Annotated in this window: 16 protein-coding genes; 11 read left to right on the forward strand and 5 right to left on the reverse strand. The window is 71.5% G+C overall.

The annotated features are described in order from the left end of the window. Window positions 1-6: 6 nt before the first annotated feature. Both ACH4G3_RS17125 and ACH4G3_RS17130 read left to right on the forward strand, forming a co-directional pair. Complete coding sequence (locus ACH4G3_RS17125; protein ID WP_397625233.1) at window positions 7-1239, forward strand: glycoside hydrolase family 88 protein; 1233 nt, start codon at window positions 7-9, stop codon at window positions 1237-1239. A 79-nt stretch (window positions 1240-1318) separates the two neighbouring features. After that, window positions 1319-2056, forward strand: coding sequence for an SDR family oxidoreductase (locus ACH4G3_RS17130; protein ID WP_397625234.1), 738 nt, complete (start codon window positions 1319-1321; stop codon window positions 2054-2056). Between the two features lie 23 nt (window positions 2057-2079). Here ACH4G3_RS17130 and sigJ read toward each other — a convergent pair whose 3' ends face one another. Beyond that, a complete protein-coding gene (gene sigJ / locus ACH4G3_RS17135) occupies window positions 2080-2994 on the reverse strand; it encodes an RNA polymerase sigma factor SigJ (protein ID WP_397625235.1) in 915 nt (304 codons plus the stop codon). Between the two features lie 74 nt (window positions 2995-3068). Next, a complete protein-coding gene (locus ACH4G3_RS17140) occupies window positions 3069-4748 on the reverse strand; it encodes an NAD-dependent malic enzyme (RefSeq protein WP_397625236.1) in 1680 nt (559 codons plus the stop codon). A 161-nt stretch (window positions 4749-4909) separates the two neighbouring features. Between ACH4G3_RS17140 and ACH4G3_RS17145 the strand changes: the two genes are divergently transcribed. The 9 genes from ACH4G3_RS17145 to hypA all read left to right on the forward strand — a co-directional run bounded on the left by ACH4G3_RS17145 (window position 4910) and on the right by hypA (window position 12048). Then, a complete protein-coding gene (locus ACH4G3_RS17145; protein ID WP_397625237.1) occupies window positions 4910-5377 on the forward strand; it encodes a DUF6069 family protein in 468 nt (155 codons plus the stop codon). Between the two features lie 199 nt (window positions 5378-5576). Beyond that, a complete protein-coding gene (locus tag ACH4G3_RS17150) occupies window positions 5577-7133 on the forward strand; it encodes a hypothetical protein (protein WP_397625238.1) in 1557 nt (518 codons plus the stop codon). A 1-nt stretch (window position 7134) separates the two neighbouring features. Continuing rightward, window positions 7135-8223 (forward strand): NADH-quinone oxidoreductase subunit B family protein, encoded by a 1089-nt coding sequence (locus ACH4G3_RS17155; RefSeq protein WP_397625239.1) that lies wholly within the window; start codon window positions 7135-7137, stop codon window positions 8221-8223. A gap of 64 nt (window positions 8224-8287) precedes the next feature. Beyond that, window positions 8288-10081 (forward strand): nickel-dependent hydrogenase large subunit, encoded by a 1794-nt coding sequence (locus ACH4G3_RS17160; protein ID WP_397625240.1) that lies wholly within the window; start codon window positions 8288-8290, stop codon window positions 10079-10081. Further along, a complete protein-coding gene (locus ACH4G3_RS17165; RefSeq protein WP_397625241.1) occupies window positions 10074-10613 on the forward strand; it encodes a NifU family protein in 540 nt (179 codons plus the stop codon). The genes ACH4G3_RS17160 and ACH4G3_RS17165 overlap by 8 nt, the downstream gene beginning before the upstream one ends. Continuing rightward, on the forward strand, window positions 10610-11206 hold the full coding sequence (locus ACH4G3_RS17170; protein WP_397625242.1) for a DUF5947 family protein: 597 nt from the start codon (window positions 10610-10612) through the stop codon (window positions 11204-11206). The genes ACH4G3_RS17165 and ACH4G3_RS17170 overlap by 4 nt, the downstream gene beginning before the upstream one ends. Before the next feature lie 41 nt (window positions 11207-11247). After that, window positions 11248-11454, forward strand: a complete 207-nt coding sequence (locus ACH4G3_RS17175) for a hypothetical protein (RefSeq protein ID WP_279545055.1) — start codon at window positions 11248-11250, stop codon at window positions 11452-11454. An 80-nt stretch (window positions 11455-11534) separates the two neighbouring features. Further along, complete coding sequence (locus tag ACH4G3_RS17180; RefSeq protein WP_397625243.1) at window positions 11535-11684, forward strand: hypothetical protein; 150 nt, start codon at window positions 11535-11537, stop codon at window positions 11682-11684. Window positions 11685-11691: 7 nt separating this feature from the next. Continuing rightward, window positions 11692-12048, forward strand: a complete 357-nt coding sequence (hypA, locus tag ACH4G3_RS17185) for a hydrogenase maturation nickel metallochaperone HypA (protein ID WP_397625244.1) — start codon at window positions 11692-11694, stop codon at window positions 12046-12048. A 54-nt stretch (window positions 12049-12102) separates the two neighbouring features. Here hypA and hypE read toward each other — a convergent pair whose 3' ends face one another. From hypE to ACH4G3_RS17200, 3 genes are read right to left on the reverse strand one after another with little or no spacing between them, the layout of a single operon-like run. Next, on the reverse strand, window positions 12103-13173 hold the full coding sequence (gene hypE / locus ACH4G3_RS17190) for a hydrogenase expression/formation protein HypE (protein WP_397625245.1): 1071 nt from the start codon (window positions 13171-13173) through the stop codon (window positions 12103-12105). Then, window positions 13166-14308: a hydrogenase formation protein HypD gene (gene hypD / locus ACH4G3_RS17195; protein WP_397625246.1), complete on the reverse strand. Its 1143-nt coding sequence runs from the start codon at window positions 14306-14308 to the stop codon at window positions 13166-13168. The genes hypE and hypD overlap by 8 nt, the downstream gene beginning before the upstream one ends. After that, the gene (locus tag ACH4G3_RS17200) at window positions 14305-14586 is read right to left on the reverse strand and encodes a HypC/HybG/HupF family hydrogenase formation chaperone (protein WP_356928148.1); all 282 of its coding nucleotides are present in this window, start codon (window positions 14584-14586) and stop codon (window positions 14305-14307) included. Before ACH4G3_RS17200 ends, hypD begins: the two co-directional genes overlap by 4 nt. Window position 14587: the final 1 nt, after the last annotated feature.

The following is a 14587-nucleotide window of genomic DNA, read 5'->3' on the forward strand; positions in this document are numbered from 1 at the left end:
ATCAGCATGAGTGTTTCCCGGCGTACCGCGCTGGCCGCAGCGGCCGGAGCCACGGCGTTATGCGCTTCCCCGGCAGCTGCCGCGGCCGCGGACACGATCGCCGGCCGGACACCGGCGGCCACCCTGCGCACGCTCCGCGCGGCGGCCGACTACGCCGTCGAGAAGGTCGCCGCCGTCGCACCGGACGTGACCGCCTTCCCCGTCGGCACGAAGTTCGAGAAGTGGGTCTACTCGCAGAACGGCGACTGGGTCGGCGGATTCTGGCCGGGCACGCTGTGGATGGCCTGGCTCCACAGCAAGGACGAGGCCTTCCGCACGCAGGCATTGGACTCGGCGCGGAAGCTGGCGCCGCGCCAGTACGACACCGGCACGCACGACCTCGGCTTCCTCTTCTACCCGTCCTGGGTCACCGCCTGGCGGCTGACCGGCGACGAAGCCTGGCGGGCGGGCGCCGTGCGGGCGGCCGACTCGCTCATCCAGCGGTACAACCCGCGCGGGCGCTTCATCAGGGCGTGGGGCGCGCTGAACGAACCGAAGAACGCCGGCCGCGTCATCATCGACACGATGATGAACCTCGACCTGCTGGCGTTCGCGAGCCGGCAGACGGGGGACGACACATACCTGGACATCGCCGTGGAGCACGCGAAGACCACCCGGCGGGTCTTCCCCCGCCCGGACGGATCGACGCCGCACGTCTACGACTTCGACCCGGACAGCGGCGCCCCCGTCGGACCGAACACCGTGCAGGGATACAGCCCCACGTCCTGCTGGTCGCGCGGGCAGGCGTGGGGGCTGTACGGCTTCACCACCATGTACCGAAGGACCGGGAACCGGGACTTCCTGACCACCGCCCGCGCACTCGCGGACTACGCGGTCGGAGCCCTCACCCCGGACCACGTCCCGGTGTGGGACTACCGCGCGCCGCAGCAGCCCCACGACATCAAGGACGCGTCGGCCGGAGCGATCACCGCCTGCGGGCTCCTCGACCTGTCCGCCGCCACCGGCAGGCAGGCCTACCGTGAGGTGGCGCTCCGGCTGCTCACCGCACTGGCGCAGACGTGCCTGACGAGGAACTCGGCCCGCGCGGAAGCCGTGGTGGCCCGCTGCACCCGCAACCGCCCGGCCGAGGACGGCATCGAGATCTCCCTCCCTTACGCCGACTACTACCTGCTGGAAGGCATCCTGCGCGTCCTCCGGCCGCAGGACGTCGACCGGGCGATCGACCTCTCGACGGTCTGACCGGCGGGCCGGCTGTCACAGACCCGGTCCCTGCCCTGTCTCTCTGGTGAGTCAACCCCTCAGCGAAACGGAGACAGTGATGAAGATCGTGGTCGTCGGCGGAACCGGACTCATCGGCTCGCAGGTGGTCGCGCTGCTGCGCGACCAGGGGCACGAGGCCGTGGCCGCCGCTCCCTCCACGGGTGTCGACACCCTCACCGGCGAGGGACTGGACGAAGCCCTCAAGGGCGCGGACGTGGTCGTGGACGTGTCGAACTCGCCGTCCTTCGACACCGAGCCTGCGCTGGACTTCTTCACCCGCTCGGCACGGAACCTGTTCGCCGCCGAGAGGGAGGCCGGCGTCCGCCACCACGTCGGCCTCTCCATCGTCGGCGTCGACCAGGTGCCCGGCTACGGCTACTACGAGGCCAAGGTCGCCCAGGAGAACGCCGTGCGCGGCAGCGGTGTGCCCTACAGCATCGTGCGCGCCACCCAGTTCTTCGAGTTCGTCGCCCCGGTGATGAACATGTCCACCGAGGGCACGCAGGTGCGGCTGCCGTCCACGCGACTGCGCCCGATCGCCTCGGCCGATGTCGCGGCGGCCGTCGCCGAGGCGGCCCAGGGCGAACCGTCGAACGGCATCCGGAACGTCGCGGGACCCGAAGTGCACCGGCTCGACCGGCTCGGTGAGCTCACCCTGGCGGCGAGGCCGGACGGCCGCACCGTCGTCACCGACGAGACCGCCGGCCTGTTCGCGGGCATGCCCGACGTGCTCACCGGCGACGGCACGGCACACCTCGCGTCCACCCGCTACGAGGAGTGGGTCACGCAGAACTGACGACGTCCGTCGTCGGACAGGCCCTATGGGCGGTCGGTGAGCCTGCGCGCCGACCGCTCGTACGCCCTCAGCTTGTCCGGCGTCAGGACCCAGTACAGCCCGTCGATGCCGTCAGGCCCCACGGTGGCGCTCACCAGGGCGACGGCGGCCCCGTCCCGGGCGAGCAGCAGGCTGGGCCGTCCGTTGGCCTCGACGATGCCGTACTCGGCCCCGGGGAAGAACTTGCGGGCGAAGGCGGTGACCCTGGCCACCCGCTCGGGCCCCACGATCTCCAGCCGTGCCACGCCGCGCATGCCGTTGCCGTCCGCGTAGGCGACGACGTCGGCCGACAGCACGTTCTCCAGCGCCGCCACGTCACCCTGCCGCGCGGCGGCGACGAAGGCTTCGAGCAGGCGCCGGTGCTGTGCCGAGTCGACCGGTTCACGGCGCTCTGCGGACAGCCGCTTGCGGGCCCGGCTGACGATCTGCCGTGTGTTGGCCTGGCTCAGCTGGAGCATGCCCGCGATCTCGTCGTACGCGTAGTCGAACGCCTCCCTCAACACATAGGCCGCCCGCTCCACGGGGTTCAGCCGCTCCAGGACCAGCAGCACGGCCAGCTCCAGCGCCTCTCCCCGCTCCGCGCCGACCTGCGGATCCACACTCGTGTCCACCGGCTCCGGCAGCCAGGGCCCCACATACGCCTCACGACGGACCCGCGCCGACTGGGCCACGTTGATCGCCAGCCGTGTGGTGATCTTCGCGAGGAACGCCCCGTGATCCAGCACGGCGCTCCGGTCGGCACCCTGCCAGCGCAGCCACACGTCCTGCACCACGTCCTCGGCCTCGGACACGCTGCCCAGAACGCGGTAGGCGATACCGAACAGCCGTGGACGCAGGCGCTCGAACGCGTCCGCGGCCGCGTCCAGCGCGCCGTCGGTGAGGGGCTGTCCCTGGTCCATGTTGCCGATGCCTCCGCGGTCGACCGTCTTGCCTCAGACAGTACGACCCTCGGAGCCGGCGCACGTGCCGGCGCTCAGCCCTCGTAACGAGGTGTCCACTGCGCCTGCGCGACCGCCTTGCGCAATTCCTCCTCCGTCGCCTGCGGAGCGACCCCGTCCTCGACCGCGGCGAGAGCCGCGGCCAGGGCGATCTCGCGGGCGGACTCGCGCATCCCGCTCAGGGGCGGCAGCAGCGGTACGGGACCGTTGTTGCCGTGCGCCGCCCGTACCGCGCAGTCGGCGACGGCCCGGGCGGCGGCCACCATCATGCGGTCGGTGACGCGCGTGGCCCGGCTCGCCGTCACCGCGAGGCCCATGGCCGGGAAGACGTACACGTTGTTCGACTGCGCCACCGGCACCTCGTGCCCGTCCACCGTGAGCGGAGGGAAGGGCGAGCCGGTGGCGATCAGCGCCCGGCCGTCGGTCCAGCGGGTGAGGTCCGCCGGCTCGGCCTCGGAGTGGGAGGTGGGGTTGGAGAGCGGGAAGATGACCGGCCGTTCGCAGGTCGAGCCCATCTGCCGCACGATCTCCTCGGTGAACGCGCCGTGAGCCGTCGACAGCCCGATGAGCGCCGTCGGCTCGACACGGCGCACCACCTCGGCGAGGCCGGTGCCGGACCAGTCGGTCACCTCGTCGTCGTCGCGCGCGAACATCCGCTGCTGCGGCGTCAGTTCAGTGCGCGACCGCACCAGCAGGCCGTCGACGTCGAGGATCCAGAACCGTGCCGTGGCCTCGTCCTCGGACAGGCCCTCCTCGATCATGGCCGTCCGGATCATGTCGGCGACACCGATGGCGGCCGACCCCGCCCCCAGGATCACCAGGCGCTGCTCGGACAGCGCGGTGCCGGACACGTTCGCAGCGGTGGACAGGGCGCCGAGCGTGACGGCCGCCGTGCCCTGGATGTCGTCGTTGAAGGTGAGCAGCCGGTCCCGGTAGCGCGAGAGGATGGGATGGGCGTGGGCGGTGGCGAAGTCCTCCCACTGGAGCAGCGTGCCGGGCAGCTCCGCCTCCACCGCCGAGACGAACGCCTCGATCATCTCGTCGTAGTCGGCGCCGGTCAGCCTGCGGGCGCGCCGGCCGAGGTAGCGCGGGTTGCCGAGCAGGTCCTCGTTGTCGGTGCCGACGTCCAGCAGGATCGGCAGGGTGCGGGCGGGGTGGATGCCGCCGATCGCCGTGTAGAGGCTGAGCTTGCCGATCGGGATGCCCATCCCGCCCACGCCCTGGTCGCCCAGGCCGAGGATGCGCTGACCGTCGGTCACGACGATGACGTCCACGTCCTTGTCGCGGTGCGGGCGGTTGCGCAGGATGTCCCGGAAACGGTGCCGGTCCTCCCACGTCAGGAACAGTCCGCGCGGCCGCCGGTAGATCTCGCTGAAGCGCTGGCAGGCCTCACCCACCGTCGGCGTGTAGACGACCGGCAGCAACTCCTCCAGGTACTCGGTGACCAGACGGTAGAAGAGCACCTCGTTGGTGTCCTGGAGCTGGCGCAGGTAGATGTGCCGGTTGAGGGGCTTGTCGTAGCCGTGGAACGCCTCGTAGGCGCGGGCGACCTGCTCGTCCAGGGTCTCCACGGCGGGCGGCAGCAGCCCGTCGAGGCCGAGCTCGGCGCGCTCCTGCCGGCTGAAGGCGGTGCCCTTGTTGACGAGCGGGTCGGCCAGGGTCGTGACGCCGGGGCTGGTGTTCGTGCGGGGGTGCTGGGTCTTCGGCTGGTCCATGGGGTGACGCCTTCCCTGGACTCGCCGGTTCGTGCAGGCGACTTGCGCCGCTCGGCCGAACGGTCTGCCGGTCCCTCGGTCCACCGATGAGTTCCGGCGCGTCGCCCGGTCTACATCTCCGTAAGGCGAACCGAGCCCAACACCGAGCAGGAGATGGCGACATGAGCGTGACGACCCCTCAGACGCAGGCCCGCACCGACTCCCGGCACACCACCGGCTTCCTTTCCACGCGCCCCGTATGGCTGGTCGGCGTCCTGGCGACGCTCGCCGGTGCCGTCGTCACGGAGGCGTTCGCGCTCGTCGCCCGGGCTGCGGGCGTCCCGATGGAGGCGGCCAGTCCCGGCGCCGCGGAGGCCGCGGAGATCCCCGTCGGCGGCTTCGCCGGCGGCGTGCTGTTCTGGTCGGTCGCCGGGATCGTCCTGGCGGTGGTGCTCGCCCGCTGGGCGAAGCGGCCCGCCCGCACGTTCACCGTGACCACCGTCGTCCTCACCGCACTGTCCCTCGCCGGCCCGGCCGTCGCCCCGCACACGGCCACGTCCACCCAGATCGTCCTCGCCGTGTCGCATGTGGTGGCCGCCGCGGTGATCATCCCCCTGGTGGCACGTCGGCTCTCCCACGTGCGGAGGTGACGCCCTCGACTCCCATTGCTCCCGACACCGGCCCGTCGCGCTCATCGCGGACGGGCCGTCGTCGTACACCACGGGACAGCCCCGAACGGCCCAATAACACTGCGCCGTAGGAGGCGACCGTGGATGAGCGGTGTGACCGTGGTGGAAGGGATGCGCGTGCACCCCTGACTGCGTGTGCACACCCGGACGAGGAGACGCGATGGCGGAGGGACTGGCCGAGGGCGGCACGGCGTGCGCTGCCACGAGAGGCGGCGAGGATCCGCTCCCCGACCGTTCCCCGGACGCCTTCGAGCAGGTGAGCGCCGTCGCCGACGCCGTCCTCTACGAGGGCTACCTCCTCTACCCCTACCGCCGGTCCTCGGCCAAGAACCGCGTCCGATGGCAGTTCGGGGTCCTGTTCCCGCGGGACTGGGTGGAGGCGGACGGCCCCGTGGTCCCCGGTGTCTCCGGCTCCGCCGACTCCTGGTACCAGCAGACCGAGTGCCTGCTGCGGATCCGGCGGCCCGGCAGCGCATCCGTACGGGTGCGGATCCGTCACCTCCAGATGCAGCGCAAGCAGGTGGAGGAGACGCGGGACGGCCGTCATCACGCCGTCGAGTCGCTGCGCACCGCCGACGGCACGGCGCAGCTGACCTTCGACGAGGCCGTGCCGTGTGAGCGCGAGGTCGAGGTCCCGCTCGACGAGCTCCTTCAGGGCGGACGCACCGTTCCCGTGGTGGCGCCGGCCGGCGTGGACGTCGAGCCGCTGCCCGGTGACGCCGGGCGGGTGGTGCGGCACCGTGACGAGGTACGGGCCGACATCACCGTCACCGCCGAGCGACTCCCGGACGACCTCTGCCGGCTCCGTGTGCGCACCACGAACACCGGGCCCGCACCGGCACCGCGGACCGCTCGTGACGAGGCGCTGCGCCGCGCCCTCATCGCCACCCACACCCTCATCGGCGGGGAGGGCGTGGAGTTCGTCTCGCTGACCGACCCGCCGACGGAGCTGCGCACAGTCGCCCGCGCGTGCCGGAACGAGTTCACCTTCCCCGTTCTCGGCGGCGCCGACGGCCACGTCCTGCTCTCCGCACCGATCATCCTGCCCGACCACCCCCAGGTGGCCCCCGAGAGCCCGGGCGACCTGCACGACGCCGCGGAGATCGACGAGATCCTCACGCTGCGCACGATGCTGCTGACCGACGAGGAGAAGCGCGAGGCACGGGCCACCGACCCGCGAGCGGCGGCGATCCTCGACCGCGTCGACACGATGCCGCAGGAGATCTTCGAACGCCTGCACGGCGCCGTCCGCTCCCTGGCACCGACCGCGCCCGCGACCCCGGCGCCCGCGGGTGCCGCGCCCCCCGCCCCCACCGACCGTCCCGCCTGGTGGCAGGAGGGTGCTGACGACGGTCTCTGCCCGGTCACCGACACCGTGCTCGTCGACGGCGTTCCGATCGGCGGGGGCAGCCGTGTCCGGCTTCGCCCCCGGGGGCGCGGCGCCGACGCCCAGGACATGTTCCTGGCCGGTCGCACCGCCGAGGTCGCCGCCGTCTTCCACGACGTGGACGGCAGCGTCCACCTGGCCGTCACCCTCGACGACGACCCCGCGTCCGAACTGCACACCTGGTACGGCCGCTTCCACTACTTCCGGCCCGACGAGCTCGAACCGCTCGAGCCCGCCGGATCCCCGGACGAGCCGTCGGCACCGGCTCCCGCCGCAGCCCCCTCGCGGCACACGACCGACTCCGAGACCCCCGCAGCGGAGGCCGAGTGACATGACAACGCACAGCAGCACCACCGAAGTCAGCAAGGAACCCGACCGGTCCGAGGACCGGCAGGGCTTCGACGAGATCACCATCCTCTGGATCTCCGAGGGCATGAGCTGCGACGGCGACACCGTCTCCCTCACCGCCGCCGACCAGCCCTCCATCGAGGACCTGGTGCTCGGACTGATCCCGGGCCTGCCCAAGGTGAACCTCGTCAACAAGGTCCTCTCACCGAGCCTGGGCGGCGAGGACTTCCTCGCCCCCTACCGGGCGGCCGTACGCGGCGAACTCGCCCCGTTCATCCTCGTCATCGAGGGCTCGGTCCCCAACCAGAACATCATCGAGGGCGACGGCTACTGGACGTCCTTCGGCAACGACCCGGAGACCGGCGAGCCGCAGCCCCTCAACTGGTGGATCGACCAACTGGCCCCCAAGGCCTGGGCGGTGGTCGCCGCCGGCACCTGCGCCACCTTCGGCGGCATCCACGCCATGTCCGGCAACCCGACCGGCTGCATGGGCCTGGCCGACTACCTGGGCTGGGACTTCACCTCCCAGGGCGGCCTGCCGATCGTCAACGTGCCCGGCTGCCCGATCCAGCCCGAGAACTTCATGGAGACCCTGGTCTGGGTCCTGTACCACGCGGCCGGCTCCGCGCCCCCGCCGCCCCTGGACCACATGCTGCGCCCGCAGTGGCTGTTCGGGAAGACGGTCCACGAGGGCTGTGACCGCGGCTCGTACTACGAGCAGGCCAGCTTCGCCAAGGACTACAACTCGCCCAAGTGCCTGGTCAAGACGGGCTGCTGGGGTCCGGTCGTCAACTGCAACGTGCCCAAGCGCGGCTGGATGGCCGGCCTCGGCGGCTGCCCGAACGTCGGCGGCATCTGCATCGGCTGCACGATGCCCGGCTTCCCCGACGCGTTCATGCCGTTCATGGACGAACCCCCCGGCGGAACCCTGTCGTCCCTGGCCATCAAGCCGTACGGAGCCGTCATCCGCCGCCTGCGCGGCATGACCAACGAGCTGGTCAACCACGAGCCCAGGTGGCGCCACAACAAGCGCAAGCTGACCAGCGGCTACGACCCGCGCTGGCGCCCCTGATGCCGGGCGAGAAGCCCTCCACCACCCACCCCCACACCACCGACAGCGAGGGGCAGTACCGCAGATGACCACCACCGAGGCCCGGCCCACCGAGCGCAAACCACCCCAGCTCGTGGACATGTCCTGGGATCCCATCACCCGGATCATCGGGAACCTGGGCATCTACACGAAGATCGACTTCGCCAACCGGGAAGTCGTGGAATGCCACAGCACCTCGTCGCTCTTCCGCGGCTACTCGGTGTTCATGAAGGGCAAGGACCCGCGCGACGCGGGCTTCATCACGTCCCGGATCTGCGGCATCTGCGGCGACAACCACACCACCTGCTCCGACTACGCCCAGCAGATGGCCTACGGCGTCAAGCCGCCCCCGCTGGCCGAGCACATCGTCAACCTCGGCGAGGCCGCCGAGTACATGTTCGACCACACGATCTTCCAGGACAACCTGGTCTTCGTGGACTTCTGCGAGGCGATGGTCAAGGCCACCAACCCCGGGGTGCTGGCCCGCGCCGAACGCACCGAGGCGCCCCGCGGCGACATCCACGGCTACCGCACGATCGCCGACATCATGAAGGCCTTCAACCCCTTCGAGGGCGAGGTCTACAAGGAGGCCCTGAAGGTCAGCCGGGTCACCCGCGAGATGTTCTGCCTGATGGAGGGGCGGCACGTCCACCCGTCCACGCTGTACCCGGGCGGCGTCGGCACGATGCCGCAACCGACCGCCTTCACCGACTACCTCAGCCGGCTCATGCGGGTCATCGACTTCGTGAAGAAGGCCGTCGCCATGAACGACGACGTCTTCGACTTCTTCTACGAGGCACTGCCCGGCTACGAGGAGGTCGGCCGCCGCCGCACCCTGCTGGGCTGCTGGGGCGCCTTCCAGGACCCCAAGGTCGTCGACTACCGCTACGAGTCGATGAACACCTGGGGCAAGGCGATGTACGTCACCCCGGGCATCGTCGTCGACGGTGAGCTGGTCACCAACAACCTCGTCGACATCAACCTCGGCCTGCGGATCATGCTCGGCAGCTCGTACTACGAGGACTGGGTGAACGAGGATCCCTTCGTCACGCACGACCCGCTCGGCAACCCCGTCGACATGCGCCACCCCTGGAACCAGACCACCGTCCCGGTGCCGCAGAAGCGCGACTTCGACGACAAGTACAGCTGGGTGATGAGCCCCCGCTGGTACGACCAGCGCACCGGCGACCACCTCGCCCTGGACACCGGCGGCGGCCCGCTGGCCCGCCTGTGGACGACCGCGCTGAGCGGCCTGGTCGACACCCCGTACGTCAAGTCCACCGGTCACAGCGTGCGCATCTCCCTGCCCAAGGGCGAGTCCCTGCCGGAGACCACCCTGGAGTGGCGCATCCCGCGGTGGAGCAACACCATCGAACGCGACCGCGCCCGGCCGTACTTCGTCGCCTACGCCGCCGCCATGGCCCTGCAGTTCCTCGAAGAGGCCATGGGGATGGTGCGCGCGGGCGAGACCAAGGTGTTCGAGAACTACGAGGTGCCCGACGAGGCGATCGGCTGCGGCTTCCACGAGGCGGTGCGCGGTGTCCTCTCCCACCACCTGGTCATCAAGGACAAGAAGATCGCCAACTACCACCCGTACCCGCCCACCCCGTGGAACGCCAGCCCCCGCGACATGTACGGCACCCCGGGCCCGTACGAGGACGCCGTACAAGGCCAGCCCATCTTCGAGGAGAACGGGCCGGACGACTTCAAGGGCGTCGACATCATGCGCACGGTCCGCAGCTTCGACCCCTGCCTGCCGTGCGGTGTGCACATGTACGTCGGCAAGGGCAAGACCCTGACCACTCTGCACTCGCCGACGTACGGGGCGAACCATGGCTGAGGCCGTGGGCACCAGGCTGGCCGACCCGGACGTCGAGGCCCGGCTCGCCCGGCTCGACGAGGTGCTGGAAAACCTCGAGCCCCTGCCCGGCGCGGCCACGGAGGCGGTCCGGCTGCTGACCGAGATCTACGGCGAGGCCCTGGCCCGCGTCCTGGACCGGGCGGACGAGCAGCTGGCGGAACGCCTGGCCGAAGACGAGCTGCTGGGCCACCTGCTGGTGCTGCACGACATCCACCCCGAGCCCCCCGAGCGCCGGGCGGCCCGCGCGGTCGAGCGGCTGCGGCCCGCCGTACGGGAACGGGGCGGGGACGTGGAGTGGGCCGGTGTGGAAGGCGAGATCGGCCGGGTGCGTCTGAAGACGGGCGGCGGCTGCGGCTCCGGCTGCGGCGGTGGAGGCTCCGACGTCACCGACGCGGTCCGGGAGGCGGTGCTCGCCGTCGCTCCCGAGCTGACGGCGGTGGAGCCCCTGCCGAGCACACCGGCTCCCGCGTTCGTGCCCCTGACCACACTGACGCACCGAGGCGCACGGTGACCACCGACGGGGCACTGGCCCGCCTGATCCGCTCCTCGGCCGACCGCCCGACGGCGGCCGAGGCGGAGGTGTGCGACCTGTGCGCCGCGCCCGTCGCCGACGAGCACGCCCACCTCTACGACACCGGGCAGGAGGAGGTGCGCTGCGTCTGCGGCCCCTGCTCGGTGCTGTTCGCCGGTGCCGGGGCGGGCGACGGGCACTACCGGCTCGTGCCCCGGCGCCGGGTCCGGCTGCCCCACCTCGACACGGCCGTGCTGGGCGTACCCGTCGGCCTGGTCTTCTTCGTGCCCCGGACGGACGGCACGGTCACGGCGCAGGGCCCGAGCCCGGCGGGGGCCATGCGGTGGGAGGTGGACGCGGCGGCCTGGCAGGAGCTGGCCGGGACGTGTCCGCAGCTCGCCGGCGTGGAACCCGACGTGGAGGCCCTGCTGGTGAACACCGTCCACGGCCTCGACCACCACTGGATCGTGCCGGTCGACGACTGCTACCGGATGGTCGCCCTCGTGCGCCGGGAGTGGCGCGGCCTGTCCGGCGGAGGCCAGGTCTGGCCGGCCGTCGAGCGGTTCTTCGAGGAGCTGACCGAGCGGCCATGAACACGCACTCCGCAGGTCGGAGGCGAGGAAGGAGAGCACCCATGGGCAGCATCAGAGTGGGTCGTGCCCAGGCGAAGCCCGATACGCCCGGACACGTCGCCGGCATGCACCAGGGCAACAAGGGACGGTACGACGAGCAGAAGGGACACCACGAGGACGGCACCGCGGACGCGCGCCGCTCCACGGGGATCCACTGGAAGCGGCATGACGCCCTCGCCGAGACCATGCCGAACATCTCGCCGGGATGAGAGCCGTGATGAGAGAGCAGGGAGTTGCCGCAATGAAGGTCCGACGAGCACGCAGACCCGTCATGCGCAGGCGAGGCGGGATGAGCGGACAGCGGGTGCTGAAGGCCGAGGCCGCCCTGGTGGGCGGTGTGGCCCTGGCACTGTTGTGCTGGGAGATTCCCAGCCTGAGGCGGGAGATGCGGCTCTGGCGGATGGCTGGCGGGTTCCGCGCCGGTCACCGCTACCCGTGAGCCGGCAGTGCACGAACTGTCGGTCGCGACCGCGATCATCGAGCGGGCCGGAGAGCTGGCCCGGGCGGACGGGACGGAAGCCGTCTCGGCGGTGACCGTCCGGGTCGGCGAGCTGGCGGGCGTCGTCCCCGACGCCCTGGACTTCGCCTTCGAGGTGGCCCGCGACGGCACCGCCCTCGCCGGGGCCCGGCTCGTGGTCGAGCAGGTCCCCGCGCAGGCCTGGTGCGGTCCGTGCGCCGAGGAGTTCCCGGTGGGCATGCCGCCGTTCTTCTGGTGCCCGCGCTGCGACCAGCCCTCCAACGACCTGCGCAGCGGCCGGGAGCTGGAGATCGCCGGGATCGAGCCGTCACCGGCCCCGGCATAGCGCGAACGGGCCCCGCCGACAAGTTCGGCGGGGCCCGTTCGCGTCCGGACCGGATCAGCAGATGCGCGGCAACTGCTCGCCGAGCGGCAGATCCACCACCCGCGTGCCGCCGAGGCCGGTGGCGGCCACGACCATGCCGGGATGATCGGCGACGCACTCGCCGATCAGCGTGGCCCCGGCACCCTGCGGGTGGTCGCGCATCGCCGCGAGGACCTCGTCCGCCGCCGAGGGGGGCACGAAGGCGACCAGCCGGCCCTCGTTGGCGACGTAGAGGGGGTCGAGCCCGAGGAACCCGCAGGCGTTCGCCACCGCGTCCGGTACCGGAACAGCGCGCTCCTGAAGCCGGACCCCGGTCCCCGAGGCACGGGCGATCTCGTTGAGGGACGCAGCCAGGCCGCCCCTGGTGGGGTCGCGCAGCACATGGATGTCGGAGGTGACGGCCAGCATCGCCGCCACGAGATCCGTGAGGGGCGCGGTGTCGCTGGCGACCTCCACCCCGAACTCCAGCCCCTCCCGCACGCTCATGATCGCCACCCCGTGCAGGCCGATCGGCCCGCTGACGATCACGGCGTCCCCGGGTCGCGCACGCTGGGGCCGGATGTCCACCCCGTCCGGGACGAGTCCGACACCGGCGGTGGTGACGTACACACCGTCGCCGTGCCCGGACTCCACCACCTTGGTGTCACCCGTGGCGATGGTGACCCCGGCCGTCTCGGCCGCCGCCCCCATGGCGCGTGCGATCCGCTCGACGACCGTCAGCTGCACGCCCTCTTCCAGGACGAACGCGGCGGAGAGGTACGCGGGCCGCGCACCGCTCATCGCCAGGTCGTTGACGGTGCCGTTGACCGCGAGCTCGCCCAGGCAGCCGCCGGGGAAGAACAGCGGCCGGACCACGTAGGAGTCGGTGGAGAAGGCCAGTCGCGCGCCGCCCAGTTCGAGGACGGCGGAGTCGGCGAGACCGGCGAGGGTGGCGTTGCCGTAGGCGGGGGTGAAGACCTGCTCCATCAGCTCCGCCGACAGGGCTCCGCCGCCGCCGTGGCCCATCACCACGACACCCTGGTCGCGCAGCGGGGCGGGGCAGGTCCAGTTGGCCGGGTCGACCACTTCGGCGAGTTGCTCAGGCAACGGGAGCCACCCCCTCCTGCGTGGCCCGGCCCGCCTGCGGCGTCGGGGCGTTCATCCGGCGGTACAGGTAGTAGGCCGCGCAGGCGCCCTCGCTGGAGACCATGGTGGCGCCGAGCGGGGTGCGCGGGGTGCAGGTCGTGCCGAAGGCGGCGCACTCGGTGGGCTTGATCAGGCCCTGGAGCACCTCGCCGCTGCGGCACTCGGCGGGCTCCTCGGTCCGGATCCCGGTGACGTCGAAGCGGTGCTCGGCGTCGTACGCGCGGAAGGCGTCGGTCAGCCGCCAGCCGCTCGCCGGAATGCGCCCGATCCCGCGCCAGTTGCGGTCGGTGACCTCGAACACCTCCTCGATCATGCGCACGGCGGCAGGGTTGCCGTCCTCGCGCACGGCCCGCGGGTAGGCGTTCTCCACCCGGTGCTCACCGCGCTCCAGCTGGCGGACCGCACGGCGGATGCCCTCCAGGATGTCCAGCGGCTCGAAGCCCGTCACCACCATCGGAACGCCGAACCGCTCGGCCAGCTCCGGGTACTCCGCCGTGCCCATCACGCTGCACACGTGCCCGGCGGCCAGGAAGCCCTGCACCCGGCAGGCCGGGGCCGTCATGATCGCCTCGATGGCCGGGGGCACCCGCACATGCGACACCAGCAGGCTGAAGTTGGTCAGGCCCAGACGGCGCGCCTGGTGCACGGCCATCGCGTTGGCCGGGGCCGTGGTCTCGAAGCCGATCGCGAAGAACACCACCTCCCGGTCGGGGTGGCGGCGGGCCAGCTCCAGGGCGTCGAGCGGCGAGTAGACCACGCGGACGTCGCCGCCCTCGCCCTTGACCCGGAACAGGTCGCGGCCGGTGCCCGGCACCCGGAGCATGTCGCCGAAGGAACAGAAGATCACCCCGGGCCGTGAGGCGATCTCCAGCGCCTTGTCGATGACCTCCAGCGGTGTGACGCAGACGGGGCAGCCGGGTCCGTGGATCAACTCGACCTGCTCGGGAAGCAGTTGGTCGATGCCGTGCCGGATGATCGAGTGCGTCTGCCCGCCGCACACCTCCATCAGGGCCCACGGCCGGGTCGCGGTCGCCCGGATCTCGTCCAGCAGCCGCCGGGCCAGATCCGGGTCGTTGAACTCGTCGATGTACTTCATGCCGTTCCCGCCTCCTTCGCCGCCTGCTCCCAGGCGTCGCCGAACTCCTCCTCCAGCAGCCCCAGTTCCTCGAACAGCTTCAGCGAGGCCAGGGCCGACTCCTCGTCCAGGCGCTGGAGCGCGAAACCGACGTGCACGATGACGTACTCGCCCACCCGCACCTCGGGCACGTACTCCAGACACGCCTGTTTCTGCACTCCGCCGAAGTCGATCAGTCCGGTGAGCGGATCCGCGCCGTCGTCGATGGCCACGACCTTGCCGGGCACTGCCAAACACATG

Origin of the sequence: Streptomyces afghaniensis, assembly GCF_044327915.1 — a bacterium.
Classification (GTDB): Bacteria; Actinomycetota; Actinomycetes; order Streptomycetales; family Streptomycetaceae; genus Streptomyces; species Streptomyces afghaniensis.

Excerpts from the sequence above, each read along its gene's own strand:
- ACH4G3_RS17155 (WP_397625239.1), top strand. The coding sequence starts at position 7,135 with ATGACAACGCACAGCAGCACCACCGAAGTCAGCAAGGAACCCGACCGG.
- sigJ (WP_397625235.1), bottom strand. The coding sequence starts at position 2,994 with ATGGACCAGGGACAGCCCCTCACCGACGGCGCGCTGGACGCGGCCGCG.
- ACH4G3_RS17165 (WP_397625241.1), top strand. The coding sequence starts at position 10,074 with ATGGCTGAGGCCGTGGGCACCAGGCTGGCCGACCCGGACGTCGAGGCC.
- hypD (WP_397625246.1), bottom strand. The coding sequence starts at position 14,308 with ATGAAGTACATCGACGAGTTCAACGACCCGGATCTGGCCCGGCGGCTG.
- ACH4G3_RS17150 (WP_397625238.1), top strand. The coding sequence starts at position 5,577 with ATGGCGGAGGGACTGGCCGAGGGCGGCACGGCGTGCGCTGCCACGAGA.
- ACH4G3_RS17125 (WP_397625233.1), top strand. The coding sequence starts at position 7 with ATGAGTGTTTCCCGGCGTACCGCGCTGGCCGCAGCGGCCGGAGCCACG.
- ACH4G3_RS17130 (WP_397625234.1), top strand. The coding sequence starts at position 1,319 with ATGAAGATCGTGGTCGTCGGCGGAACCGGACTCATCGGCTCGCAGGTG.
- ACH4G3_RS17160 (WP_397625240.1), top strand. The coding sequence starts at position 8,288 with ATGACCACCACCGAGGCCCGGCCCACCGAGCGCAAACCACCCCAGCTC.
- ACH4G3_RS17140 (WP_397625236.1), bottom strand. The coding sequence starts at position 4,748 with ATGGACCAGCCGAAGACCCAGCACCCCCGCACGAACACCAGCCCCGGC.
- ACH4G3_RS17200 (WP_356928148.1), bottom strand. The coding sequence starts at position 14,586 with ATGTGTTTGGCAGTGCCCGGCAAGGTCGTGGCCATCGACGACGGCGCG.
- ACH4G3_RS17145 (WP_397625237.1), top strand. The coding sequence starts at position 4,910 with ATGAGCGTGACGACCCCTCAGACGCAGGCCCGCACCGACTCCCGGCAC.
- ACH4G3_RS17175 (WP_279545055.1), top strand. The coding sequence starts at position 11,248 with ATGGGCAGCATCAGAGTGGGTCGTGCCCAGGCGAAGCCCGATACGCCC.
- ACH4G3_RS17180 (WP_397625243.1), top strand. The coding sequence starts at position 11,535 with ATGAGCGGACAGCGGGTGCTGAAGGCCGAGGCCGCCCTGGTGGGCGGT.